The following is a 23,760-nucleotide window of genomic DNA, read 5'->3' on the forward strand; positions in this document are numbered from 1 at the left end:
CCCCTGAGGAGTGACATGTCAGACACACTGACCGACCAGACGGCGACCCCCCTCGCCACCCCGCCCAGCGCGGCCCACGGCGTCTCGATGACCCCGACCGCCGCCGCCAAGGTCAAGAGCCTGCTCGAGCAGGAGGGCCGCGACGACCTGCGCCTGCGCGTCGCGGTGCAGCCCGGCGGCTGCTCCGGCCTCATCTACCAGCTCTACTTCGACGAGCGCACCCTCGACGGCGACGCCGCGGTGGAGTTCGAGGGCGTCGGCCTCGTCGTCGACAAGATGAGCGTCCCCTACCTCGACGGCGCCTCGATCGACTTCGAGGACACCATCCAGAAGCAGGGCTTCACCATCGACAACCCCAACGCGGGCGGCAGCTGCGCCTGCGGCGACAGCTTCCACTGACGCCGCGCGGCCCCGGGCCGCAGCGCCTCCGAACGGCGTCCGACAGTCCACTCCGGTGGCCCGTCGGGCGCCGTTCGTCATGACTGCACCACTCGACCGGGACGTCAAGAGCGGGTCGTCGTGCACCGGGCCGCCGGAGCGGAAGGGTAGGCTGGAGCCGGTCTAATACAGTTTCGTGTGAACTGGTCCCCAGTCTTCCGAAAGGTCACCGGTGCGCTTCAATCGCCGAATCCGCAGATGGGTCGCTGCCCCCGTCGCAGGAGCCCTCGCCCTCGTCCTCGCGGGCTGCACGCAAGAGCAGCTCCAGGGCTGGCTCCCCACCGAACCCGGCACGACGAACCACGTCGACCGCGTCATCGGACTCTGGGTCACCTCCTGGATCGTCCTGCTCGCCGTCGGCGTCGTCACGTGGGGTCTCACCATCTGGGCGGTGGTCGTCTACCGCCGTCGCAAGGGGCAGACCGGCCTGCCGGTCCAGCTGCGCTACAACATGCCGATCGAGATCTTCTACACGATCGTGCCGCTGATCCTCGTGATCGGCTTCTTCGCCTTCACCGCGCGCGACCAGGCCGCCATCGAGCAGCCCTACGACGACCCGGACGAGACCATCCAGGTGTACGGCAAGCAGTGGGCGTGGGACTTCAACTACGTCGACGAGGACGTCTACTCCGCCGGCATCCAGGGCCAGTACCAGGAGGGCGGAGACGCCGCCGGCTCGCTCGTCGAGTCCGAGATCCCCACGCTCTACCTGCCCGTCGGACAGAAGATCAAGATCCAGCTCGACGCGCGCGACGTGATCCACTCCTTCTGGGTCGTCGACTTCCTCTACAAGAAGGACATGATCCCCGGCAAGACGAACTACATGTACGTCACGCCTCTCAAGGAGGGGACCTACGCGGGCAAGTGCGCCGAGCTCTGCGGCGAGTACCACTCCGCGATGCTCTTCAACGTCAAGGTCGTCTCGCAGGGCGAGTACGACGACTACATCCAGTCGCTGCGCGACGCGGGCCAGACCGGTCAGCTCGGCGCCGAGTACAACCGCAATTCGAACCTTCCCGGAACCGGCGCGCCGGCCCGCGAGAACGAGGAGTAAGGGAGCATGAGCACCGCCACGGCACCCCGCCCGACGCGCACCGCCGGCACTCCGCCGGTCCAGCGCAAGGCGAACGTCCTCGTCCGCTGGATGACGTCGACCGACCACAAGGTCATCGGGTACATGTACCTGATCACGTCGTTCATCTACTTCTGCATCGCCGGCGTGATGGCCCTGGTCATCCGCGCCCAGCTGTTCGAGCCCGGCCTGAACGTGGTCGAGACGCGCGAGCAGTACAACCAGCTGTTCACGATGCACGGCACGATCATGCTGCTGATGTTCGCGACGCCGCTCTTCGCCGGCTTCGCCAACGTCCTGATGCCGCTGCAGATCGGCGCCCCCGACGTCGCGTTCCCCCGCCTCAACGCCTTCGCGTACTGGCTCTACAGCTTCGGCTCGCTCATCGCGGTCGCCGGATTCGTCACCCCGCAGGGTGCGGCGTCCTTCGGCTGGTTCGCGTACGCGCCACTGTCGAGTACGACGTTCTCACCAGGGCTCGGCGGCAATCTCTGGGTCTTCGGCCTCGCGCTCTCGGGCTTCGGCACGATCCTCGGCGCGGTGAACTTCATCACGACGATCATCACGATGCGCGCTCCCGGCATGACGATGTTCCGCATGCCGATCTTCACCTGGAACATCCTGGTGACGTCGATCCTCGTGCTGCTCGCGTTCCCGGTGCTCGCCGCCGCGATGTTCGCCCTCGGCGCCGACCGCGTGTTCGACGCACACATCTACGATGCTGCCAACGGCGGGGTCCTGCTCTGGCAGCACCTGTTCTGGTTCTTCGGCCACCCCGAGGTGTACATCATCGCGCTGCCGTTCTTCGGCATCGTGTCCGAGGTCTTCCCGGTCTTCAGCCGCAAGCCGATCTTCGGCTACAAGACGCTGATCTACGCGACCATCGCGATCGCCGCCCTCTCCGTGACGGTGTGGGCGCACCACATGTACGTCACCGGATCGGTCCTGCTGCCGTTCTTCTCGCTGATGACGATGCTCATCGCGGTTCCGACCGGCGTGAAGATCTTCAACTGGGTCGGCACCATGTGGCGCGGATCGGTGACCTTCGAGACCCCGATGATCTGGGCGATCGGCTTCCTGATCACCTTCACCTTCGGTGGACTCACCGGCGTGATCCTCGCGTCGCCCCCGCTCGACTTCCACGTCTCGGACTCGTACTTCGTGGTGGCGCACTTCCACTACGTCGTGTTCGGAACCGTCGTCTTCGCGATGTTCTCGGGCTTCTACTTCTGGTGGCCGAAGTGGACCGGCAAGATGCTGAACGAGACGCTGGGCAAATGGCACTTCTGGCTGCTGTTCATCGGCTTCCACACCACCTTCCTCATCCAGCACTGGCTGGGCGTCGTCGGCATGCCGCGCCGCTACGCCAGCTACCTCCCCGAGGACGGCTTCACCTGGATGAACCAGGTGTCGACGGTCGGAGCGATGATCCTCGCGGTGTCGCTGATCCCGTTCTTCCTGAACGTGTACATCACGGCCCGCAAGGCGCCCAAGGTGACGGTGAATGACCCGTGGGGCTTCTCCCGGTCGCTCGAGTGGGCCACCTCGTGCCCGCCGCCCCGCCACAACTTCACCTCGATCCCGCGCATCCGCAGCGAGGCCCCGGCGTTCGACCTCAACCACCCCGAGGCCGGCATCCCCGTCGGAATCGGTCCGGCGAAGGACGCTCCGGACGCCCCCACGTACGACAAGTCCGAAGGCACGGTGAAGTAGGGCCATGCGCGCCAACGTCAATCTCTTCTGGCTCCTCGCGGGCTTCTTCCTCCTCGCCGACATCACGTACATCGTGTGGTCGCTGCTCGACACGGGCCAGGTGGAGTGGGTCGGCACCGTCGGCATCGGCCTCTCGGCCGTGCTGGGCGCGTTCATCGCGTTCTACGTCGGCCGCGTCCACAAGGCGCAGGGTGCCGAGCTCCCCGAGGATCGCCTCGATGCGGACATCGATGACGGAGACCCCGAGCTGGGCTTCTTCAGCCCGTGGAGCTGGTGGCCGCTGATCCTGGGCGGTTCCGCGGCCCTCGGATTCCTCGGCCTGGCCGTGGGGTTCTGGATCACCTACATCGCCGTCGGACTCTTCCTGGTCGCCATCGCCGGCTGGGTGTACGAGTACTACCGCGGGTACTTCGCTCGCTAGGGCGCATCGCACGGCCGAGGGCCGGGTGCACGAGGGCTTCGGCTCCGTGCACCCGGTCCTTTCGTGTGTCCAGGAGGAAGGGACACGCGGTCGGGACCCGGTCGGCTCGGCCGTTCGGCTTCGTGCAGGGGCGTCGCTCGCCGATCAGTGGGGGATCGAGCCTCCCGGTGAGAGCAGGGACATCCGGGTGAGAGCCGGGAGTGAGGGTCGGGGCCGCTCAGTGAGGGATGACGAGCTGAGCGGGATCTCTCTTGGTGTCCTGCTGGCAGGACACAGAGGCGTTCCGCGCGGAGGCGCACGTTTGGGAACATCCGACTGCCCGCGACGCGGAAGCTCGCAGGGGAGCGCAGCGGGCGGCGTCGAGCAGCAGCGTCGGGCCGCGTCGTCACCCTTCCAGAGCAGCGCTGCGACGGCTCCTGCTCCGGTCACGGGTGAGCGGGCTACGCCTGTGGCGGCTCTCCTGTGCGCTTGTGGGTGTGCCGGCGGTGATGGCCACTACGGTCGCCGATACTGCTGCGCCTGCGGCCGTACTGGGCCTGCCGCGCCTGTTCTGGCGCCTGCGCTGCCCTACGGACTCCTGCACACCGTTCCGACCCCAGCGGAGCCCGCACCCCGGCGGAACCGCGGGCGCCCCTGCGGCTCTTAGAGTTCCTCGGTACGTCTAGCGGGTCGTGCCGGTCGGTGCGAGCACAAGGAGCCTGAGACGCCGCTGCAGCGACGGTCGTCGAGGCCCGGAGGTCGCATCCTCGGTCTCACCGGCGAGCGTCGCCGTCGCCGATCACAGAGGGTTCGACCGTGAGTGGGGGGGAGGGCAGTCCTGATAGTCCTGCTGGGAATGGGTACCCTCGAACCGATCCGGAGCGTCTCGACGTGTACGGGGACCGGGGACCTCACCGGACGACCACACTGCGAGCACGCAGAGGGGCTGGCTCACTCCATGATCGGATGGCGGCGGACGTCTCCAGCTCGGCGGTGAGACGGCGTCTCGTGATTCAAGGAGCGGAGGTCTCGAGGTCCGGAGTATCGCCCCACGTTCCTGCCGGCTTGTCGCCGTCGAGGCGCTGTGATCCGGTCTCACCGGCTCTCGGTGCACCGACGACCTCCACCGCGCCGGAGGACAGGCGCCGCCCCGCTGCGGGAACGACGAAGGGCCCGGACGAACGAACGTCCGGGCCCTTCGGGGGAGGATCAGTGCTCGCTGTGCGAGCTCTCGAGCTCCTTCTGGGTGACGGGGGTGATCCGGTCCTCGAAGAACCAGCGGGAGAGGCCGGCGCGGACGCGCTGCGGGGCGGTGATGCGGCCACGCGAGTCCGGACGGATCATCAGGGGCTCGTACTCGTCCTGACCGACGAGCTTCCAGCGCTCGTACTCGTCGAGCTGCTGGTGCACCTCGATGAACTCGCCGCCGGGGAGGCGGACGATGCGGCCCGACTCGAAGCCGTGCAGCGCGATCTCGCGGTCCTTCTTCTGCAGCGCCAGGCAGATGCGCTTGGTGATGAAGTACGCGATGAACGGACCCGCGATGAGCAGGAACTGCAGGCTGTGGATCACGCCCTCCATCGTGAGGTGGAAGTGCGTCGCGATGAGGTCGGACGAGGCGGCGGCCCAGAGGACGGCGTAGAAGCTGACTCCGGCGGCGCCGATCGCGGTGCGGGTCGCGGCGTTGCGCGGGCGATCGAGCAGGTGGTGCTCGCGCTTGTCACCGGTGATCCACGCCTCGAGGAACGGGTAGAGCATGACCACGGCGATGAACAGTCCGAGACCGACGAGCGGGATCAGGATGTTGAACGACAGGGTTCCGATGCCCGGGATGGCCCACTCGAGTCCAGGCGGGACGAGGCGCAGGGCGCCGTCGGCGAAGCCGATGTACCAGTCGGGCTGGGTTCCCGCGGAGACGGGCGAGGGGTCGTACGGGCCGTAGTTCCAGATCGGGTTGATCGTGAACAGCGAGGCGATGAGGACGACGACGCCGAAGACGATGAAGAAGAATCCACCGGCCTTCGCGGCGTAGACCGGCAGCACCGGGTAGCCGACGACGTTCTGCTCGGTCTTGCCCGCACCGGGGAACTGGGTGTGCTTGTGGACGACCACGAACACGAGGTGCAGGGCGATGAACGCGAGCACCAGCGCCGGCAGCAGCAGGATGTGCAGCGTGTAGAGGCGGCCGACGATGTCGGTGCCCGGGAACTCGCCGCCGAAGAGCAGGAACGAGATCCAGGTGCCGACGATCGGGATGCCCTTGACCATGCCGTCGATGATGCGGAGGCCGTTGCCCGAGAGCAGGTCGTCGGGGAGCGAGTAGCCGGTGAAGCCCTCGGCCATCGCGAGGATGAAGAGGACGAAGCCGATGACCCAGTTGAGCTCGCGGGGCTTGCGGAACGCACCGGTGAAGAAGATGCGCAGCATGTGCAGGCCGATCGAGGCCACGAACAGCAGTGCCGCCCAGTGGTGGATCTGCCGCATCAGCAGGCCGCCGCGGATGTCGAAGGAGATGTCGAGCGAGGACGACATCGCCGCCGACATCTCGATGCCCTTGAGGGGCAGGTAGCTGCCCTCGTAGTGCGTCTCGACCATCGAGGCCTGGAAGAAGAAGGTGAGGAAGGTGCCCGACAGCAGGATGATGACGAAGCTGTAGAGCGCGACCTCGCCGAGGAGGAAGGACCAGTGGTCGGGGAAGATCTTGCGACCGAACTCCTTGACGACCGCGGAGATGCTCGTGCGCTCGTCGATGTAGTTCGACGCCGCTCCGACGTACCCCTTCTGGAACTTGCCGGATCCGAGGATGACGCCGTCCTCGGGCTCCGCGGGGGAGCTGGAGGGGCGTGAGGGGGTGGTGGTGGACATGTGAGTCATCGCTCCCAGAAGGACGGTCCGACGGGCTCCGTGAAGTCGCTTCTGGCGACCAGGTAACCCTCGGCGTCGACGGTGATGGGGAGCTGCGGAAGCGGACGCTTCGCCGGGCCGAAGATGACGGCGGCCTCGCGCGTGATGTCGAATTGCGACTGGTGGCACGGGCACAGCAGGTGGTGGGTCTGCTGCTCGTACAGCGCCACAGGGCAGCCGACGTGCGTGCAGATCTTGGAGTAGGCGACGATTCCATCGTAGTTCCAGGTCTCGCGACCCTCACTGACGATGAGGTCCTCCGGCTTCAGGCGCATCAGGAGGACGGCGGCCTTGGCCTTCTCCTCCAGCTTGCCCTCGGCGTCGTTGAGGCCCTCGGGGATGACGTGGAAGGCGGATCCGAGGGTGACGTCCGATGCGAGGATCGGCGCTCCCGACGGGTCCAGGGTGAGCCTCGTGCCCTCTTCCCACAGGGTGGTCTTGAGGAGGGCGACGGGGTTCTGGTCCTGCGGGCCGAGGCCCCGGAACAGGATCACGGCGGGCAGGGGGAACACGACGAGGGAGGCGATCAGGCTGTTCCGGACGAGGGAGCGGCGGCCGAAGCCGGACTCCTTGTCGGACTGGTCGAAGATCTCGAGCGCACGGGCGCGGGTGGGCTCCGCGCTGCGGACGGGGTGGCGGATGTCGATGCCCTCGTGGTCCGACATCAGCTGCTTGCCCCAGTGGACGGCGGCGATGCCGATGCCCAGGAGCGCGAGGGACATGCCCAGGCCGATGAACAGCGTGTTCAGCCGGACCGACGCGACGTCCTCGGTGATCGGGAACGCCATGTAGGCGGCTACCGCGAAGATCGAGCCCGCGAAGGAGAGGTAGAAGAGCGTGTACACCGTGCGCTCGGCACGCTTCTCGACCTTGGGGTCGAGGTCGGTCATCCGGGGGCGGTGCGGCGGGAGGCCCGGGTCCTGGACGCGGTCCCGCGTCACGACCGCGGTGCCGGCCGGAGCCGTTCCGTGCCCGGTGGCCGACGAGGTGGCGAGGTCCGTGCCACCCTCATCGTGCTCTGCCATGGTTCTCCTTTTCACGCCGTGTCGGCACCAGTCGGTGCCGTGGGTCAGTCGCGCCCGTCAGGGCGCTGCAGTCGTCTAGTTGGATCGGGCGGTGATCCACACCGTCAGGGCCACGATCGCGCCGAGGCCGAAGATCCAGAGGAACAGGCCCTCCGCGACCGGCCCGAGGGAGCCGAGCGCGAATCCGCCCGGGGACGGGTTGGCCTCGATGTACTTGAGGTACGAGATGATGTCGCGCTTGTCCTCGGGCGAGATGTTCAGGTCGTTGAAGACCGGCATGTTCTGCGGGCCGGTGACCATCGCCTCGTAGATGTGCGCCTCGGTCACGCCGCCCAGCGGGGGAGCGAACTTGCCCTCGGTGAGCGCGCCGCCGGCCCCGGCGACGTTGTGGCACATGGCGCAGTTGATGCGGAACAGCTCGGCGCCGTTCGCCGCGTCGCCCTGTCCGTCGAGGACCTCGCCCTCGGGGATCGCGGGGCCGGGGGCCAGCGACGCGACGTAGGCGGCGAGCTCGCCGACCTGCTCGTCGGTGAACTGCACCGGCTTCTCGAGCGCCTGGGGGCCGTGCATCTGCATCGGCATGCGGCCGGTGCCGACCTGGAAGTCGACCGACGCCGCGCCCACTCCGATGAGGGAGGGAGCGTTGTCGGTGCCCGCGGCGTCGAGGCCGTGGCAGGTGGCGCAGTTCGCGGCGAAGAGCTTCGAGCCCTCGTCGATCGTCTGCTGGCTGGTGGACGACGTCTCCGCGGAGGCGGACGTCGCGACGCCGACCGCGGCGTAGGTCCCGCCGGTGAGCCCGAGGCCGATGGCGATCAGGGCCAGGGTGGCGAGCGGGTGGCGGCGACCCTTCTTGGCTCGGCTCTTCGTCTTCGGGGAGGCCATCGAGGCGTCCTTCCTGCGGGGGTCGGGAGTGGAGTGGGGCATCGGCGGGCGCGTCACTTGAGGAAGTAGATGACGGCGAACAGGCCGACCCAGACGACGTCGACGAAGTGCCAGTAGTACGAGACGACGATGGCGCTCGTCGCCTCCTTGTGCCCGAAGTTCTTGACCGCGAAGCCGCGGCCGATGACGAGGAGGAACGCGATGAGGCCGCCGGTGACGTGCAGGGCGTGGAAGCCGGTCGTCAGGTAGAAGGCGGAGCCGTAGGCGTTGCTGGACAGCGTGACGCCCTCGGAGACGAGGGTCGCGTACTCGAGCACCTGGCCGGAGACGAAGACCGCGCCCAGGGCGTAGGTGAGGAAGAACCACTCGACCATGCCCCACTTGAACGGGCTGAGGCCCGTCGCGCGCGGCTGCAGCCGCTCGGCGGCGAACACGCCGAACTGGCAGCTGAACGACGAGGCCACGAGGATCACCGTGTTCACGCCCGCGTAGGGGACGTTGAGGATCTGGGTCTCGGCGCCCCAGAGCTCGGGAGAGGTGCTGCGCAGGGTGAAGTAGATCGCGAAGAGGCCCGCGAAGAACATGACCTCGCTGCCCAGCCAGACGATCGTTCCGACCGCGACCGGGTTGGGTCGGTTCACTACGGGCGCGGTGGCCGTGGGGGAGAGAGAGGTGCTCGTCACACAGACCATTATGGCCGATGGCAGGGGAGGGAAGTCGCACTAGCCGGGAGGCGATCCTCGTCGCATAATCTGGGAGCCATGTCGGAAACCCTGTCCTGGCCGCACGTTCTCAGCGCACTCCTCGAGTCCTCCGATCTGAGCGTCTCCGAGGCGACGTGGGCCATGGAGCAGGTGATGGAGGGCGCGGCGACTCCGGCGCAGCTCGCCGGACTGCTGGTGGCCCTCCGGGCGAAGGGCGAGACCGTCGACGAGATCGTCGGCTTCCGCGACGCGATCCTCGACCACGCGGTGCCGCTGGACGTGGACCCGATGGCCCTGGACATCGTCGGGACGGGCGGGGACCGCTTCGGGACCGTCAACATCTCCTCCACCGCGTCGATCATCGCGGCCGCCGCCGGCACGCCCGTCGTGAAGCACGGGAACAAGGCCGCGTCCTCCTCCTCCGGCTCCTCCGACGTGCTCGCGGCACTCGGGGTCGACCTCTCCCTCTCCCCCGAGCGGGTGGCCGAGGTGTTCCGGCGGACGGGGATCGCCTTCGTCTTCGCGTCCCTCTTCCACCCCGGCTTCCGGCACGCCGGTCCGGTGCGCGCCGAGCTGGGCGTGCCGACGGTGTTCAACTTCCTCGGCCCGCTCTGCAATCCGGCCCGTCCCGAGGCCTCTGCGGTCGGGGTGGCGCACCTCGACCGGGTGCCGCTGGTCGTCGGCGTGTTCCGGACGCGCGGGGCGACGGCTCTGGTGTTCCGCGGGGACGACGGCCTCGACGAGCTCACGACCACGGGTCACAGCCACATCTGGGAGGTGTCGCGCGGCTCCGTGGTCGAGCACGACCTCGATCCGCGCGACCTGGGCCTGCCCCGCGCCCGGATCGACGAGCTGCGCGGCCGCGACGCCGCCTACAACGCGAGCGTGGTGCGCTCGGTGCTCGCGGGAGACGGCGGCCCCGTCCGCGACATCGTCCTTCTGAACGCGGCCGCGGGCCTCGCGGCGTTCGACCTGGCGCGCGACCCGGACCTGGTGCGCACGCCCGTCCTGGAGCGCCTGCGGACGTCGATGGACCGCGCGGCGGAGGCCGTCGACTCCGGGGCCGCCACGGCCAAGCTCGAGGAGTGGGTCCGCGAGACGCAGCGCGCCGTCGTCCCGCTGCCGTAGGCGCGAGCGCAGGGCGTAACGTGGGGCTGCTGTCCGCGACGGTGCGGGCGGCGATCCACCACGCGCCGGATCGCCCGCAGGTCACGGGACGCCCGAGTGGTGGCCCGATCCTGGAGGAGACCTCGATGAAGAAGCTCATCAACGACCCGAAGAACGTCGTCACGGAGTCGGTGGCCGGCTTCGGCCTGGCGCACGCCGACCTGGTCCGGGTGGTGTCGGATCCCCTGTTCGTGGTGCGGGCCGACGCGCCCCGCTCGGGCAAGGTGGGCATCGTCAGCGGAGGCGGCAGCGGGCACGAGCCGCTGCACGCGGGCTTCGTCGGATTCGGGATGCTGGACGCCGCCGTCCCCGGTCCCGTCTTCACCTCGCCCACGCCCGACCCGATCGTCGCGGCCACGCAGGCCGTCGACGGCGGCGCGGGTGTGCTGCACATCGTGAAGAACTACACGGGCGACGTCCTGAACTTCGAGACCGCGGCCGACCTCGCCGGCGCCGAGGGGATCGAGGTGCGCAGCGTGATCGTCGATGACGACGTCGCGGTGAAGGACTCGCTCTACACCGCGGGCCGCCGCGGCGTGGCCGGCACCGTGCTGGTCGAGCGGATCGCGGGCGCGGCGGCCGAGCGGGGCGACTCCCTCGACGAGGTCGCGACGATCGCCGAGACGGTGATCGCCAACGTGCGCTCGATGGGCGTCGCCCTCACGCCGTGCATCGTCCCGCACGCGGGCGAGCCGAGCTTCGAGCTGGGCGAGGACGAGATCGAGATCGGCATCGGCATCCACGGCGAGCCCGGCCGGGAGAAGATCGCGCTGGAGCCGGCCGACCGCATCGTCGACCGGATCCTCGGCCCGATCCTGGAGGACCTGCCGTTCTCCTCCGGGGACGAGGTGCTGCTCCTGGTGAACGGCATGGGCGGCACGCCGCAGATCGAGCTGTACCTCGCCTACCGCCGCGCAGCCGAGGCGCTGGCCGAGAAGGGGATCACCGTCGCACGCAGCCTCGTCGGCAACTACACGACGTCGCTCGAGATGCAGGGCTTCTCGCTCACCGTCCTCAAGCTCGACGACGCCCTGACCGAGCTGTGGGACTCCCCGGTGCAGACCGCGGCGCTGCGGTGGGGACGCTGAGCGCCCGCGCGCACACCATGACCGGAACGACAGCCGCAGGAGCGGCCCACGAGGAGGAGACGACCATGCAGGACGCACAGGGAGCCGGGCTCGACGCGGCGTGGGCGACGGCGTGGATCCGCCGCGCCGCCGAGTCGATCGCGGAGCACCGGGTCGAGCTGATCACGCTCGACCGGGCGATCGGCGACGGGGACCACGGCGAGAACATGGACCGCGGCTTCCAGGCCGTGGTCGCGAAGCTGGACGGGGCGCCGGAGCAGGGGCTCCCGGCGGACGTGCTCAAGCTGGTCGCGACGACGCTCATCTCCACCGTCGGCGGCGCCTCGGGCCCGCTGTTCGGCACGGCGTTCCTGAAGGCCTCCGCCGCGGTCGCGGGCGAGGACGCGCTCGAGGGCGCTGACGTCGCAGCTCTCCTGGCCGCGGCGAGGGACGGCATCGTGCTCCGCGGCAAGGCCGAGGTGGGCGACAAGACGATGGTGGACGCGTGGACGCCGGCGGTCGACGCGGCCGCGGCCGCCGCCGAGGAGGGAGCGGCTCCGGCCGACGTCCTCGCCGCGGCTGCGGAGGCGGCGCAGAAGGGAGCGGAGTCGACGGACCCGCTGGTCGCCCGCAAGGGACGCGCCAGCTACCTCGGCGAGCGCGCCATCGGGCACCGAGATCCCGGCAGCGTGTCGACCGTTCTCCTGCTCCGCGCAGCAGCCGAGGCGGCGGCGTGAGCGTCGGGCTGGTCCTGGTCTCGCACAGCGCGCAGCTGGCGGAGGGGCTGGTCGAGCTCGCGGAGCAGATGGCGGCCTCGGTCGCGCTGGTCGCCGCGGGCGGGACGGACGACGGCGGCATCGGCACCAGCTTCGACCGCATCACGGCGGCCCTGGCGGAAGCGGACTCCGGCGAGGGGGTCGTCGTCCTCTGCGACCTCGGCTCGGCGATCATGACGGCGGAGACCGCGGTCGAGTTCCTCGACGACGACGCGCGCGCCCGGGTCCGGATCGCCGACGCCCCGCTGGTGGAGGGGGCGGTCGCGGCCGCCGTCGCCGCGGGCACGGGGGCGTCGCTGGACGAGGTGCTCGCCGCCGCGGAGTCGGCCCGGGTCGAGACGCTCGCTGCTCCCGCCGAGGAGGCCTCGCCCGGTGACGAGCGCGTGCAGCGCCGCGTCCGCCTCATCAACCCGAACGGCCTGCACGCCCGTCCCGCGGCCGACTTCGTCACGCTCGCCGCCACCTTCGACGCCCGGATCGACGCGAACGGCAAGGACGCCACGAGCCTGCTCGGCGTGATGTCGCTGGGGCTCGACCGCGGGGACGAGGTCGTCCTCTCGGCGTCGGGGCCGCAGGCACAGGAGGCGGTCGGCCGGCTCGGCGATCTGGTCGAGTCGGGCTTCGGCGAGGTGTAGCGCGCCATCGACCGGTCCAGGGACCGCGGAGGCGCCTCCTCCTACGCTGAGCGCATGGCCCTCCGCGGAACCCGACCCCCGTCCGTCCTGCTCCGCCGACTCGTCACCGTCCCGCGCGTCGTGCGCCGGGCGGACGCTCGTGCGGCCCGGCGGCTGAACGCCCGTCGCCCGTCGCCCGTCGTCGACGGGGCGCTCGTGGGGCTCTCCCGGGCCGCGGACCACGGAGTCCTCTGGGCCGGCGTCGGCGTTCTGCTGCTCCTGGCGGGCCGTCCCCGCGAGGCTCTGCGGGGGACCGCCTCGCTCGCCGCGGCCAGCGCGCTCGCGAACCTGGTCGGCAAGCGCGTGTTCGGCGGCGACCGGCCGCTCCTCGTCGACGTCCCGGTCGGCCGGCGCCTGGCGACGGTGCCGATGTCGGCGTCCTTCCCCTCGGGGCACGCGGCGAGCGCCGCTGCCTTCGCCGCCGGGGTCGCGCTCGAGTCGCCCCGAGTGGGGGCGGCGGTCGCCCCGCTCGCCGCCGCCGTGGCCTTCTCCCGCCTGCACGTCGGCGTCCACTGGCTCTCGGACGTCCTCGGCGGCGCGGCGCTCGGCGCGGCGGTCGCGGTCGTCGGCCGAGCCGTCCTGCCGGCCGAGCCGCGCCACGTGCCCGTCTCGGAGCGCGCGACCCGGCCCCCCGTCGACCGCAGCCCGCTGGGGGACGGCGCCGCCCTCCTCGTGGTCCTCAACCCCGGCGCGGGCCGGGACTCGCACCGCCCGGATCCCGAGCCGCTGGTCCGGGCCCGGTTCCCGAAGGCGCGCGTGCACCGGCTGACCGAGGGGGAGGACCTCGCCGACGTGGTGCGCGAGGCGCGCTCGGGGGACTCTCCGCCCCGGGTGCTCGGGATCTACGGCGGGGACGGGACCATGTCGGTCGGTGCCGCTCTCGCCCGCGCCGAGGGGATGACGCTGCTCGTGCTGCCGGGCGGGACCATGAACCACTTCGCGAAGGCGCTGGGGCTGCTCACCGTCCAGGACGCGCTCGACGCGGCGACGATCGGCGAGCGCCGCGACGTCGACGTGGCCGAGGTCGTCGCGGACGGGGGAGACCCGGTCACGGTGCTCAACACGGTCTCGATCGGCGTCTACCCGGAGTTCGTCGCGGCCCGCGAGAAGCGCGAGAAGCGGATCGGGAAGCCGCTCGCCGCCGTGATCGCGGCCCTCTCGGTCGTGCGGCGCACCGATCCGTTCGAGCTCCGGCGCGACGGGCGCACGCAGCTCGTCTGGTCGTACTTCGTCGGGGTGAACCAGGAGCACCCGCGCACGGCCGCCCCGCTCGCCCGGCGTCGGCTCGACGACGGCCACCTCGACGTGCGCATCCTGCACTCAGGACGGACTCCGCGCACCCGGGGAGCGTTCTCGCTCCTGCTCGGCCGTACGGCGACCCCGGTGGTCGGCCGTGTGCCCGGCTGGCGGGCACCGGTGGTGGAGTCGTTCTCGACGCCGGCGATCACCGTCGGCGCGCGCCGGCCCGCGGGGGACGACCCCGAGTGGGCGCACGACGGCGAGACCGAGCGCTTCGACGGCTCCCGCGACGGATTCGACGAGGCCGTGGTGCGGATCGTGCCGCTGGGCCTGCGGGTCTACGCGACCGCGGACTAGGGGGCGGTGCCGGCCCGGTCCCCGCCGTCCGGATCCGCCAGCAGTTCGGCCAGCGCGTCGAGGGCGGCGACCTGCCCGGCCACCACCAGCGAGCGGGCCTCGTCGAGCGGGTGCCACCGGGCGTCCTCCAGCTCGGGGAAGCTGCGCAGCACGCCGGAGCCCCGCGGCCACTCCAGCTCGAAGGTGTTGCTCGCGACGAAGGCGGTGTCCGCGTGTCCGCGCCCGGCGAAGACCGTGACGGTCTTGGCCGCGCTCTGCCGGAACGCGCCGAGGAGGGTCAGCTCCCCGACGGGCGGAGGAGCGCCGGTCTCCTCCTCGAACTCGCGGCGCGCGGCGTCCAGCGGCGTCTCGTCGCCCGTGTGCACGCCCTTCGGGATCGTCCACGCGCGGGGGCGCCGGGTCCAGAAGGGGCCGCCCATCCGCCCGAGGAACACCTCGGTGCCGGAGGGGCCCTCGCGGTGCAGCAGGATCCCCGCGCTCGTCACCGCGGCCATCGCGTCTCTCCGGTCATCCCGCCATCCTGCCCCGCGCCCGTGGAAGGATCGGCAGGACCCGCCCGCGACCGCACGGAGTGAACCATGCACGACCACGAGATCCTCCGACAGCTGCGCGACGCGCTCGGAGACGCGGTCCTGACCGAGGGCCCCGGGTTCGAGGCCGTGCACACCGACAAGTCGGGCTTCTCCGCACCGGGTCGCGCGCTCGCGCTCGTCGCTGCGCGCTCGGTCGAGGACGTGCAGGCGGCGCTGCGCATAGCGACGGAGCACCGGCTCCCGGTCGTGCCGCGCGGAGCGGGAACGGGCCTCGCTGCCGGGGGAGTGGCGAGCGGGGGAGCGCTCGTCCTCTCGACCGCCGCGATGGACCGCATCCTCGAGGTGTCGCTCGAGGACGAGCTGGCGGTGGTCGAGCCCGGGGTCATCAATCAGGCGCTGTCGGACGCTGTCGCTCCGCACGGCCTCGTGTTCTCGCCCGACCCCGCGAGCCGCGCGATCTCGAGCATCGGCGGCAACATCTCGACGAACGCCGGGGGGCTGCTGTGCGCCAAGTACGGCGTGACCCGGGAGGCGGTGCTCGGGTTGACGGTCGTCCTCCCCGACGGGCGACTGCTCCGCACCGGCCGCCGCAGCGTGAAGGGAGTCACCGGGTACGACCTCACCGCGCTCCTGACCGGCTCCGAGGGGACGCTGGGCGTCATCGTGGAGGCCACCGTGAAGCTCCGCCCGATCCCGTCCGGGCGCGTGGTCACGGTCGGCGCGTACTTCCCGAGCGTCGTCGCCGCGGCCGCCGCCTCCGCCGCGATCACCGCCGCGCGGCTCCGTCCCGCGGTGATGGAGCTGATGGACGAGGCGGCGCTCGCCGCGATCTCGCGCTACACCGGAGCGATGCTGGACCGCGGTGCCGCCTACCTCCTCGTCCAGACGGACGGCGGAGGAGCGGCGGAGGAGTCGCAGCGCGTCCTCGAGATCGTGACCGCCTCCGGGGGCGCCGCCGAGGCGACCGAGGACCCGGCCGAGGGTGAGGCTCTGCTGGCCGTCCGCCGGGCCTTCCACCCGGCGCTCGAGGCGGAGGGCCGCGTGCTGATCGAGGACGTCTGCGTGCCCCGCTCCGCGCTGCCGGCGATGTTCGCGGCGATCCGCGGCATCGAGAAGCGGACGGGGCTCAGCATCCCCACCGTCGCCCACGCGGGGGACGGGAACCTCCACCCGAACTTCGTGCTGCCCGCGGGGGACGGACCCGTGGGGGAGGACGTCTGGGACGCCGCCGCGGAGCTCTTCCGCACGGCCCTGGCCCTCGGCGGCACGCTCACGGGCGAGCACGGCGTGGGACTGCTCAAGCAGCGCTGGCTGGCGGAGGAGCTGGGCGAGGACTCGCTGGCGCTCCAGCGCGGGATCAAGGCCGTGTTCGACCCGCTGGGGATCATGAACCCGGGGAAGGTCTTCTGAGGAGGGCGCCCCGGGCTACCGCAGCTCGGCCGTGATCATCGAGGCGGTGAGCACGATCGTCGCCGCGGACATGAGCCAGTAGAGGACCGTCTCGCGCCAGGACCCGGAGGAGCCCAGGACGGGCAGCGCGGCGTAGCCTCCGGTGGTCCAGACGTGGCGCAGCGGTGTCCGGCGCAGGCGCCGCGGCAGGCGCACGCGCAGCGGCCACAGCCAGTTGATCCCGCCGGTCGTGAGGGCGTCGCCGGCCACGTGCACGAGGTAGCCCAGCGTCGCGGCGACCCGGAGCCACGCCCAGGTGCCGTCGGCGAGCGCGACGAGCAGGACCGTGACGACCGTCGCCCCGGCCCAGGCGATGCGCCAGGAGGGGGCGGCCCGGACGGCCTTCGCGGCGAACGCGAGGGCGGGCAGCGTGAGCACGGCGGCCACGGCGACGGGACCGACGACCGGCACCGGGAAGCGCAGCGCCGTGAGCACCGGCACCAGGTACCAGACGACGGCGACCGCGAGCAGCGAGTGCATCCCGTGCCGGTGCCCTCCGCTGATCCGGCCCGCGGTCGCGGTGAGCAGGGAGGCGGCCGGCGCCGAGCGGGAGACGGTCGCGCTCGCGTGGTCCGCGTCGGGCACCAGGGCCCAGCCGGCGGCGACTCCGAGGCCGACCAGTCGGAGGTCGAGCGGGAGACCCGCGAGGCCGAGGGGCCCGGCGACGGCGGGCACGGAGGCGGCGACGGCCCAGGCGAGCGCACCGGAGACGGCGTGCGAGCGGCCCATCATCGCGGGTCGGCTCCTTCGACTGGGCGCTGCGAGGCCGGAGGACGACCGCGGCGGGACGAGAGAACCCCCGGCCGAGTGCGTGAGCACGGACCGGGGGTGAGGGTGGGCGATACCGGACTCGAACCGATGACCTCTTCCGTGTGAAGGAAGCGCGCTACCAACTGCGCCAATCGCCCAGGGGGACGTGCTGGACGACCCGAGAGACGATCGTAGCGGATCCGCGGGGCCCGGATGCACCGCCGACGCCCGCCACGCCCGGGTGAACGGACGGCGACGAGCCGGTTTCGCGCGGAAAGACGCGGATCGGACTCCGAGCGGCGGGATCGGCGTCCGCTCGATTTGGATTCCGGCGCCGCTGTCGTATACATTCTTCTAGGTCGAGCCGGGCAGCGAAAGCGCCGGACAGACAGCAAGACAGCAAGACAGCACGACACGCAAGACGGCAACACCAGTACGACCTACATGCGGATGTGGCGCAGCGGTAGCGCATCACCTTGCCAAGGTGAGGGTCGCGAGTTCGAATCTCGTCATCCGCTCGAACACCGGTCCTCGGACCGGCGTCATCGGGACGGCACCCTCGGGTGCCTCCCACCTGGTCGGCCCTCGGGCCGCCGACACCGAATCCCGTACACGGTGGATTGGCCGAGAGGCGAGGCAGCGGCCTGCAAAGCCGTATACACGGGTTCGAATCCCGTATCCACCTCGATCGTTCACCGAGCGAGGCGCTCCGCACGGAGCAGCGGGCGATTGGCGCAGCGGTAGCGCGCTTCCCTGACACGGAAGAGGTCACTGGTTCGATCCCAGTATCGCCCACCACGAGAACCCCCGGCCCCTGGCCGGGGGTTCTGTCGTTCCCGGCTCCGGCGCTACCCTCGCAGGATGCCCGCCCCGATCCCCGTCGACGACCAGGGCACCCTCCTGCGGCTCGTCTCGCGGGACGACGGACCTGCCCTCGCCGCCGCGTACCGGCGCAACCGCCGGCACCTCGCGCCCTGGGAGCCGACGCGCTCGACCCGCTTCTTCGAGGCGGGGGGCCAGACCGACGCCGTCGCCGACGCACTCGCCGCGCACCGGGCCGGCAGCGTCCTCCCGCTCGTCCTCGACGCGGGCGGCGTGATCGTCGGTCGGCTGACTCTCGCGAACATCGTCCGCGGCGCCTTCGACAGCGGCGATCTCGGCTACTGGCTCGACAGCGGTCTGCAGGGCCGCGGCGTGATGACCCGCGCGGTCGGAGCCGTCCTGCGCACCGCGCGGGAGGATCTGGGGCTGCACCGCGTGCAGGCCGGGACGCTCCTCCACAACGTCGGATCGCAGACCGTGCTGCAGCGCAACGGCTTCGAGCGGATCGGCGTCGCGCGGCGCTACCTGCGGATCGCCGGGGAGTGGCAGGACCACGTCCTCTTCCAGGCGCTGCTCGAGGGCGGCCCGCTCCAGCCTCCGCCGACTCCGCTCGTCTAGGGTGAGCGGCGCCGGCCTTCTCCCGGCGCTCCGAGCGGGAGGGACGCGCCCATGACCACGCGGCACATCGGCGGACGAGAGTTCGACTTCGAGCGGCAGGTGGCCGTGATGGCGGTCGTGAACCGCACACCCGACTCCTTCTACGACAAGGGCTCCACCTTCGCCCTGGACAGCGCCATCGCGGCCGCCGTGCGCGCCGCGGAGCTCGGCGCCGACTGGGTGGACATCGGCGGAGTGCCGTTCGGCCGCGGCCCCGCTGTCACGCTCCAGGAGGAGCTCGACCGGGTCGTCCCCGTCGTGGCGGGCATCGCGGAGCGGAGCGACGTGGTCGTCTCGGTGGACACGACGAGCGCCGAGGTCGCGCGCGCGAGCATCGCCGCGGGCGCCTCCGTCATCAACGACACGAGCGGGCTGCACGATCCCCGGATGCTCGAGGTCGTCGCCTCCTCCTCCGCCCAGCTCGTCATCACCCATAGCGTGGGCGCCCCCCGCAGCGAGCCGGAGAGACCCGAGTACGACGACGTCGTGGCGACGGTGGTCGACCACCTGCGGAGCCGCGTCGATCGCGCGCTCTCGGGTGGAGTGCCTGCCGGGAGGATCATCGTCGATCCGGGTCACGACCTGAACAAGAACACCCTGCACACGCTCGAGCTCACCCGCCGGCTGGGCGAGGTGGCCGCGCTCGGCTTCCCGGTGCTCGCCGCGGTCTCCAACAAGGACTTCATCGGCGAGGCGCTGGACCGGCCGCAGGGGGAGCGCCTCGAGGGCTCCCTCGCCGCCGCGGTGATCTGCATCCTGAACGGTGCGCGGATCGTGCGCATGCACGACGTGCGCCAGGCGGTGGACGCCGTGCGGATGACGGAGGCGGTGCTGGGCTGGCGAGCGCCCGTCTTCCTCCGCCACAACGCGGAGCCGGCGGCGTGAGCGCCCGCATCGACGGCCTGTCGCCGGCCGGGCAGGACCTGTCCGACGAGGCTCTGCTGGCCCTCTACGCGGACGGGGCGGGCGAGCAGTGGCTCCGGGTCAACTTCGTCGCGAGCGTCGACGGAGCGGTCACCCGCGACGGCGTCTCGGGCGATCTCGGGGGCGCGGCGGACCTGCGCGTGTTCGACCTGCTCCGCCGGCTCGCCGACGTCGTGCTCGTCGCGGCCGGCACGGTGCGGACCGAGGGCTACGGTCCGATGGTGCTGAGCGACGAGTCCGTGCGAGCCCGGCTCGGCACCGGGCTCGCCCCGCAGCCCGTCTTCGCGATCGTCTCGGGGTCGCTCGACCTCGATCCCGCCTCGCGGATCTTCACCGAGGCGCCGGTGCGCCCGATCGTCGTGACCACCGGCTCCTCGCCGGCCCGCCGCCGCGCGGAGCTCGCCGAGGTCGCCGACGTGCTCGTCTGCGGCGACGCAGAGCTCGACGCGACGCGGATGCGGGCGCAGCTCGCGGAGCGGGGGCTCGGCAGGATCCACTGCGAGGGCGGTCCGTCGCTGCTCGGGACCCTCCTCGCCGCGGACGCCGTCGACGAGCTCTGCCTGACCGTCGCTCCGACGCTCGAGGCGGGGGACTCCGGGAGGCTCGCCCGCGGCGACGTCCCCGGACCGCGCCCGCAGCACCTGGCGCACGTGCTCAGCGCCGGCGACACGCTGCTCCTGCGCTACCTCCGCCGGCGCTGACCCGCCCTACTCGCGGCGCCGCTCGTTCCCGTCGCGCTTGGCCTCGGAGGCCGGACGGGCGGCGATCACGGGGTGGGCGCCGGTGAAGCCGTCACGGGCGGACGCGATCGCCAGGATGCGCGGCTTCGCGACGTGCCAGCCCACGATCAGGGCGGGCACGCCGACCACCGCGACGATCCCCACGGTCCAGGTGCCGGTCGGGAAGTCGACGGCGATGAGGACCACCACGATCACCAGGAACGCCAGGGTGAGCCACGAGGTCACCGGGGCGCCGGGCATCCGGAAGGACGGGCGCTCCAGGCGCCCCTGGGCCGCCCAGCGCTGCAGCTGCATCTGGCAGAGGACGATCATGCCCCAGCCCGTGACGATGCCCAGCGCCGAGACGTTGAGGACGATCTCGAAGGCCTCGGACGGCACGAAGAGGTTCAGCACGATCCCGATCAGGGTGATGCTCGCCGTGAGCAGGATGCCGCCGTAGGGGACGCCCTGCTTGTTCATCCGGCCGGTGAAGGCGGGGGCGGAGCCGTTGAGCGCCATGGAGCGGAGGATGCGGCCGGTCGAGTAGAGCCCGGCGTTGATGCTGGAGAGCGCGGCCGTCAGCACGACGAAGTTCATGATCGATCCGGCGATCTCGCCCGAGGAGCCGTCGCCCAGCGAGCTGAAGAACGTGACGAACGGGCTCTCGCCCTTCGAGTAGGCCGTGTAGGGCAGCAGCAGCGTCAGCAGCAGCACCGAGCCGACGTAGAAGACGGCGATGCGCAGGATGACCGAGTTGATGGCGCGCGGGATGACCTTCGCCGGCTCCGCGGTCTCGCCCGCCGCCGTGCCGACAAGCTCGACTCCGGAGTAGGCGAACACCACGCCCTGGACGACCAGGACGCTGGCGATCAGGCCGCCGGGCAGGATGCCGCCGTTGTCGTTCCAGAGGCTGATCCCGGGGTCCACGGCGACGCCGCCGGACTGCAGCGGCCAGCCCGCGGCGAGCACGACGACGCCGATCACCAGGAAGACCACCAGCGCCGTGACCTTGATCAGCGCGAACCAGAACTCCAGCTCCCCGAAGACCTTGACCGAGACGAGGTTCAGCGAGAGCACGACGACCAGGGCGATGAGTGCGAGGAGCCACTGGGGCACGGAGGAGAAGAGCGACCAGTACTTCACGTAGAGGGCCACCGCGGTGACGTCGGCGATCGCGGTCATCGCCCAGTTCAGGAAGTACATCCAGCCGGCGACGAAGGCGGCCTTCTCGCCCAGGAACTCGCGGGCGTAGGAGATGAAGGAGCCCGAGCTCGGCCGGTGCAGGACCAGCTCGCCGAGCGCGCGGAGGATCAGGTAGGCGAAGACGCCGCAGACCGCGTACACGACGACGAGCGAGGGACCGGCGGTGGCGAGTCGGCCGCCCGCGCCGAGGAAGAGGCCGGTGCCGATCGCGCCGCCGATGGCGATCATCTGCAGCTGCCGGGGCTTGAGCCCGGGACGGTAGCCCTCCTGCTCCTTCGAGAAGTCGGGCTGCGCGGGACCGCGGTCGTCGTCGCTCTGCGTCACGGGGGCTCCCTCGTCACCGGATCGCGCCGGGCGGCTGCTCCGGCACGCCCGTCAGGGTAAGGGCGCGCTGCTCGGAGGAGGCGGGTGGCGCGGTCCGCGGCATGCGGATCCTCTCAGGATCGGGGCGCCTACCCTGGAGGCATGAGCGGTCCCGACCTCGCACGGCAGTCCTCGCTCGAGGGCGTCCGGATCCCGTCGCCGGCGAGGCGCCTGAACGGCGGCACCGATCCGGCGCTCGTCTGGCGCAACGAGCTCGACGGGCTGACCTTCCGCGTGGACGCCGGGTACCTGAAGTGGAATCCCCGGTCCACGGGCCTCGACCTCCGTCGCGAGATCGCGCGTCTGCGCTGGCTGGAGGGGCGGATCGACGTGCCCCGGATCCTGGAGGCGGGCGAGGACGACGAGGGGCAGTGGCTCCTCACCGCACCGCTGCCCGGGCGGAGCGCCGTCGATCCGAAGTGGACAGCCCGGCCGGAGGAGGCCGTTCGCGCGATCGCGGCCGGCCTGCGGGCGGTCCACGCGCTCCCCGTCGACGCGGTACCCGAGGAGCTGCGCGGCGACTCCTGGTTCGCGCGCCGGCCGTCGGCGCTCGGCGCGGCTCCGGAGCTCGTGGACCCCGTCGTGGTGCACGGCGACGCGTGCGCTCCGAACACGCTCGTCGACGACGACGGACGCTGGAGCGGCACGGTCGACGTCGGCGACCTGGGCGTGGGCGACCGCTGGGCGGATCTGGCGGTCGCCGCGGTCAGCCTCGGCTGGAACTACGGCCCCGGCCACACCCCGCTGCTCCTCGCGGAGTACGGTGCGGATCCGGACGACGAGCGAGCGGCCTACTACCGCGCGCTCTGGTCGTCCGAGTCCTGAGTCACTTCTTCTTCGCGGCCTCGTCGTCCTGGGCCGCGCCCTCGTCGCTGCGGTTCTCGCTCGCCAGGCGCAGCCAGCGTCCGTCGCGGACGTCCTTCTCGTGCACGGCCGCCTTCTTGTCGCTCGCGGCGGTGTCGCGCGGGGGGAGCTGGATGGTCTCCTCCGCCTCGATGCCCGCCTGCAGCTCGCGTCCGCGCTCGAGCTCGGCGTCGAACTCCGCGCCGAAGAGCAGGGCGATGTTGGTGATCCAGATCCAGAGGAGGAAGACGATCACGGCGCCGAGCGAGCCGTAGGTCTTGTTGTAGTTGGAGAAGTTGGCCACGTAGAACGCGAAGCCGGTCGAGGCGATCAGCCAGATCGCCAGGGCGACGATCGATCCGATGCTGATCCAGCGGAACTTCGGCTGGCGGATGTTGGGCGCCCAGTAGTACAGGATCGCGACGATCACGATCGCGATGACCACGAGCACCGGCCATTTCGCGATGTTCCACACGGTGAGGGCGGCGGGGCCGAGGCCCACGACGTCGCCGACGGCGGTCGCGACCGGTCCGCTGAGCACGAGGATGAGCGCCGCGATCACGATCAGGACGACCGTCACCACGGTCACGCCGAGCATCGTCGGGCGGAGCTTCCAGAAGGGGCGCCCCTCGTCGATCTGGTAGACGCGGTTCATCGCCCGGCCGAAGGCGCCGACGTAGCCGGAGGCGGACCAGATCGCTCCGACGACACCGGTCACGAAGGCGAGACCCGCGGCGGAGGAGCTGGTCAGCGCCTGGATCGGGTCGCGCAGCAGGTCGACGACATCGCTCGACGCGAGGTTCCCGATCAGGTCGAGGACCAGATCGGTGGTGGCCTGCGCCTGGCCGAAGAGCCCCAGCACCGACACGATCGCGAGCAGGGCGGGGAAGAGCGCGAGCACGGCGTAGTAGGTGAGCGCGGCGGCGAGGTCGGTGCACTGGTCCGCGCCGAACTCGCGAGCCGTCTTCTTGAGGACGTAGAACCAGGAGCGCCTGGTGATGTCGGTGACGTCGTCGGGCTTCCGGGAATCGTCGGGATCGGGCGCTGTCTTCTCGCGGGTCGTGCTCTGCTCGGCCATG

The 23,760-nt window shown here is 71.2% G+C and carries 22 protein-coding genes and 4 tRNA genes; 17 read left to right on the forward strand and 9 right to left on the reverse strand.

The features are described from left to right. Positions 1–15: 15 nt before the first annotated feature. The 4 genes from erpA to C5C56_RS00595 all read left to right on the forward strand — a co-directional run bounded on the left by erpA (position 16) and on the right by C5C56_RS00595 (position 3,644). Entirely contained in the window at positions 16–399 is a 384-nt protein-coding gene (gene erpA / locus C5C56_RS00580; protein ID WP_104224654.1) for an iron-sulfur cluster insertion protein ErpA, read from the forward strand. A 211-nt stretch (positions 400–610) separates the two neighbouring features. Next, complete coding sequence (coxB, locus tag C5C56_RS00585) at positions 611–1,492, forward strand: cytochrome c oxidase subunit II (RefSeq protein WP_104224653.1); 882 nt, start codon at positions 611–613, stop codon at positions 1,490–1,492. Positions 1,493–1,498: 6 nt separating this feature from the next. After that, positions 1,499–3,223, forward strand: coding sequence for a cytochrome c oxidase subunit I (gene ctaD / locus C5C56_RS00590; RefSeq protein WP_104224652.1), 1,725 nt, complete (start codon positions 1,499–1,501; stop codon positions 3,221–3,223). A 4-nt stretch (positions 3,224–3,227) separates the two neighbouring features. After that, positions 3,228–3,644 carry a cytochrome c oxidase subunit 4 gene (locus C5C56_RS00595; protein ID WP_104224651.1) on the forward strand — a complete coding sequence of 139 codons (417 nt, stop codon included), beginning with the start codon at positions 3,228–3,230 and terminating at the stop codon, positions 3,642–3,644. A 1,188-nt stretch (positions 3,645–4,832) separates the two neighbouring features. Here C5C56_RS00595 and C5C56_RS00600 read toward each other — a convergent pair. The 4 genes from C5C56_RS00600 to C5C56_RS00615 all read right to left on the reverse strand — a co-directional run bounded on the left by C5C56_RS00600 (position 4,833) and on the right by C5C56_RS00615 (position 9,126). Further along, positions 4,833–6,488 (reverse strand): ubiquinol-cytochrome c reductase cytochrome b subunit, encoded by a 1,656-nt coding sequence (locus tag C5C56_RS00600; protein ID WP_104224650.1) that lies wholly within the window; start codon positions 6,486–6,488, stop codon positions 4,833–4,835. 5 nt (positions 6,489–6,493) lie between these two features. Continuing rightward, positions 6,494–7,552, reverse strand: a complete 1,059-nt coding sequence (locus C5C56_RS00605) for a ubiquinol-cytochrome c reductase iron-sulfur subunit (protein WP_104225358.1) — start codon at positions 7,550–7,552, stop codon at positions 6,494–6,496. Between the two features lie 75 nt (positions 7,553–7,627). After that, a complete protein-coding gene (locus C5C56_RS00610; RefSeq protein ID WP_104224648.1) occupies positions 7,628–8,434 on the reverse strand; it encodes a c-type cytochrome in 807 nt (268 codons plus the stop codon). Positions 8,435–8,487: 53 nt separating this feature from the next. Further along, positions 8,488–9,126, reverse strand: a complete 639-nt coding sequence (locus tag C5C56_RS00615) for a heme-copper oxidase subunit III (protein WP_104224647.1) — start codon at positions 9,124–9,126, stop codon at positions 8,488–8,490. 69 nt (positions 9,127–9,195) lie between these two features. Here C5C56_RS00615 and trpD point away from each other — a divergent pair, with 69 nt between their 5' ends. From trpD to C5C56_RS00640, 5 genes are all read left to right on the forward strand, one after another. Further along, on the forward strand, positions 9,196–10,266 hold the full coding sequence (gene trpD / locus C5C56_RS00620) for an anthranilate phosphoribosyltransferase (RefSeq protein WP_104225357.1): 1,071 nt from the start codon (positions 9,196–9,198) through the stop codon (positions 10,264–10,266). 125 nt (positions 10,267–10,391) lie between these two features. Continuing rightward, positions 10,392–11,393, forward strand: a complete 1,002-nt coding sequence (dhaK, locus tag C5C56_RS00625; protein WP_104224645.1) for a dihydroxyacetone kinase subunit DhaK — start codon at positions 10,392–10,394, stop codon at positions 11,391–11,393. A gap of 65 nt (positions 11,394–11,458) precedes the next feature. Next, a complete protein-coding gene (gene dhaL / locus C5C56_RS00630) occupies positions 11,459–12,109 on the forward strand; it encodes a dihydroxyacetone kinase subunit DhaL (RefSeq protein WP_104261619.1) in 651 nt (216 codons plus the stop codon). Further along, the gene (gene dhaM / locus C5C56_RS00635) at positions 12,106–12,783 is read left to right on the forward strand and encodes a dihydroxyacetone kinase phosphoryl donor subunit DhaM (RefSeq protein WP_104318963.1); all 678 of its coding nucleotides are present in this window, start codon (positions 12,106–12,108) and stop codon (positions 12,781–12,783) included. Before dhaL ends, dhaM begins: the two co-directional genes overlap by 4 nt. Positions 12,784–12,837: 54 nt before the next feature. Further along, a complete protein-coding gene (locus C5C56_RS00640; protein ID WP_104318964.1) occupies positions 12,838–14,418 on the forward strand; it encodes a bifunctional phosphatase PAP2/diacylglycerol kinase family protein in 1,581 nt (526 codons plus the stop codon). Here C5C56_RS00640 and C5C56_RS00645 read toward each other — a convergent pair. Then, positions 14,415–14,912, reverse strand: a complete 498-nt coding sequence (locus tag C5C56_RS00645; protein ID WP_104246759.1) for an NUDIX domain-containing protein — start codon at positions 14,910–14,912, stop codon at positions 14,415–14,417. The two genes, C5C56_RS00640 and C5C56_RS00645, sit on opposite strands and share 4 nt — an antisense overlap. 84 nt (positions 14,913–14,996) lie before the next feature. Between C5C56_RS00645 and C5C56_RS00650 the strand changes: the two genes are divergently transcribed. Next, on the forward strand, positions 14,997–16,361 hold the full coding sequence (locus C5C56_RS00650; protein ID WP_104318965.1) for an FAD-binding oxidoreductase: 1,365 nt from the start codon (positions 14,997–14,999) through the stop codon (positions 16,359–16,361). Between the two features lie 15 nt (positions 16,362–16,376). Here the strand turns inward: C5C56_RS00650 and C5C56_RS00655 are convergent, their stop codons facing one another. Together C5C56_RS00655 and C5C56_RS00660 are read right to left on the reverse strand one after the other, a co-directional pair. Continuing rightward, positions 16,377–17,132 (reverse strand): metal-dependent hydrolase, encoded by a 756-nt coding sequence (locus C5C56_RS00655; RefSeq protein WP_104261617.1) that lies wholly within the window; start codon positions 17,130–17,132, stop codon positions 16,377–16,379. Positions 17,133–17,235: 103 nt separating this feature from the next. Then, positions 17,236–17,308 (reverse strand) — tRNA-Val (locus C5C56_RS00660). 288 nt (positions 17,309–17,596) lie between these two features. On the opposite strand from C5C56_RS00660, the gene C5C56_RS00665 reads away from it, so the two are divergent. From C5C56_RS00665 to C5C56_RS00690, 6 genes are all read left to right on the forward strand, one after another. Next, positions 17,597–17,668 (forward strand) — tRNA-Gly (locus C5C56_RS00665). 96 nt (positions 17,669–17,764) lie between these two features. Continuing rightward, positions 17,765–17,835: transfer RNA gene (locus C5C56_RS00670), tRNA-Cys, on the forward strand. Between the two features lie 38 nt (positions 17,836–17,873). Further along, a tRNA-Val gene (locus C5C56_RS00675) sits at positions 17,874–17,948 on the forward strand. Between the two features lie 63 nt (positions 17,949–18,011). Further along, a complete protein-coding gene (locus tag C5C56_RS00680) occupies positions 18,012–18,590 on the forward strand; it encodes a GNAT family N-acetyltransferase (RefSeq protein WP_104225349.1) in 579 nt (192 codons plus the stop codon). A 51-nt stretch (positions 18,591–18,641) separates the two neighbouring features. Further along, positions 18,642–19,514 carry a dihydropteroate synthase gene (gene folP / locus C5C56_RS00685; protein ID WP_104318966.1) on the forward strand — a complete coding sequence of 291 codons (873 nt, stop codon included), beginning with the start codon at positions 18,642–18,644 and terminating at the stop codon, positions 19,512–19,514. Then, entirely contained in the window at positions 19,511–20,254 is a 744-nt protein-coding gene (locus C5C56_RS00690; protein WP_104318967.1) for a pyrimidine reductase family protein, read from the forward strand. The genes folP and C5C56_RS00690 overlap by 4 nt, the downstream gene beginning before the upstream one ends. 6 nt (positions 20,255–20,260) lie before the next feature. On the opposite strand, the gene C5C56_RS00695 is transcribed toward C5C56_RS00690, so the two are convergent. Then, positions 20,261–21,799, reverse strand: a complete 1,539-nt coding sequence (locus C5C56_RS00695; RefSeq protein WP_258065531.1) for an amino acid permease — start codon at positions 21,797–21,799, stop codon at positions 20,261–20,263. A 141-nt stretch (positions 21,800–21,940) separates the two neighbouring features. Between C5C56_RS00695 and C5C56_RS00700 the strand changes: the two genes are divergently transcribed. Further along, positions 21,941–22,663: an aminoglycoside 3'-phosphotransferase gene (locus C5C56_RS00700; RefSeq protein WP_104318968.1), complete on the forward strand. Its 723-nt coding sequence runs from the start codon at positions 21,941–21,943 to the stop codon at positions 22,661–22,663. A 1-nt stretch (position 22,664) separates the two neighbouring features. Here C5C56_RS00700 and C5C56_RS00705 read toward each other — a convergent pair whose 3' ends face one another. Next, positions 22,665–23,759, reverse strand: coding sequence for a YihY/virulence factor BrkB family protein (locus tag C5C56_RS00705; protein WP_104318969.1), 1,095 nt, complete (start codon positions 23,757–23,759; stop codon positions 22,665–22,667). Position 23,760 lies beyond the last annotated feature (1 nt).

The organism is Rathayibacter sp. AY1D1 (assembly GCF_002932635.1).
GTDB lineage: Bacteria > Actinomycetota > Actinomycetes > Actinomycetales > Microbacteriaceae > Rathayibacter.

What these genes read in the sequence shown, in the direction of transcription:
- erpA (WP_104224654.1), top strand. Translation starts at nt 16, where the DNA reads ATGTCAGACACACTGACCGACCAGACGGCGACCCCCCTCGCCACCCCG.
- ctaD (WP_104224652.1), top strand. Translation starts at nt 1,499, where the DNA reads ATGAGCACCGCCACGGCACCCCGCCCGACGCGCACCGCCGGCACTCCG.
- C5C56_RS00595 (WP_104224651.1), top strand. Translation starts at nt 3,228, where the DNA reads ATGCGCGCCAACGTCAATCTCTTCTGGCTCCTCGCGGGCTTCTTCCTC.
- C5C56_RS00600 (WP_104224650.1), bottom strand. Translation starts at nt 6,488, where the DNA reads ATGTCCACCACCACCCCCTCACGCCCCTCCAGCTCCCCCGCGGAGCCC.
- C5C56_RS00605 (WP_104225358.1), bottom strand. Translation starts at nt 7,552, where the DNA reads ATGGCAGAGCACGATGAGGGTGGCACGGACCTCGCCACCTCGTCGGCC.
- C5C56_RS00610 (WP_104224648.1), bottom strand. Translation starts at nt 8,434, where the DNA reads ATGGCCTCCCCGAAGACGAAGAGCCGAGCCAAGAAGGGTCGCCGCCAC.
- C5C56_RS00615 (WP_104224647.1), bottom strand. Translation starts at nt 9,126, where the DNA reads ATGGTCTGTGTGACGAGCACCTCTCTCTCCCCCACGGCCACCGCGCCC.
- trpD (WP_104225357.1), top strand. Translation starts at nt 9,196, where the DNA reads ATGTCGGAAACCCTGTCCTGGCCGCACGTTCTCAGCGCACTCCTCGAG.
- dhaK (WP_104224645.1), top strand. Translation starts at nt 10,392, where the DNA reads ATGAAGAAGCTCATCAACGACCCGAAGAACGTCGTCACGGAGTCGGTG.
- dhaL (WP_104261619.1), top strand. Translation starts at nt 11,459, where the DNA reads ATGCAGGACGCACAGGGAGCCGGGCTCGACGCGGCGTGGGCGACGGCG.
- C5C56_RS00640 (WP_104318964.1), top strand. Translation starts at nt 12,838, where the DNA reads ATGGCCCTCCGCGGAACCCGACCCCCGTCCGTCCTGCTCCGCCGACTC.
- C5C56_RS00645 (WP_104246759.1), bottom strand. Translation starts at nt 14,912, where the DNA reads ATGGCCGCGGTGACGAGCGCGGGGATCCTGCTGCACCGCGAGGGCCCC.
- C5C56_RS00650 (WP_104318965.1), top strand. Translation starts at nt 14,997, where the DNA reads ATGCACGACCACGAGATCCTCCGACAGCTGCGCGACGCGCTCGGAGAC.
- C5C56_RS00655 (WP_104261617.1), bottom strand. Translation starts at nt 17,132, where the DNA reads ATGATGGGCCGCTCGCACGCCGTCTCCGGTGCGCTCGCCTGGGCCGTC.
- C5C56_RS00680 (WP_104225349.1), top strand. Translation starts at nt 18,012, where the DNA reads ATGCCCGCCCCGATCCCCGTCGACGACCAGGGCACCCTCCTGCGGCTC.
- folP (WP_104318966.1), top strand. Translation starts at nt 18,642, where the DNA reads ATGACCACGCGGCACATCGGCGGACGAGAGTTCGACTTCGAGCGGCAG.
- C5C56_RS00700 (WP_104318968.1), top strand. Translation starts at nt 21,941, where the DNA reads ATGAGCGGTCCCGACCTCGCACGGCAGTCCTCGCTCGAGGGCGTCCGG.
- C5C56_RS00705 (WP_104318969.1), bottom strand. Translation starts at nt 23,759, where the DNA reads ATGGCCGAGCAGAGCACGACCCGCGAGAAGACAGCGCCCGATCCCGAC.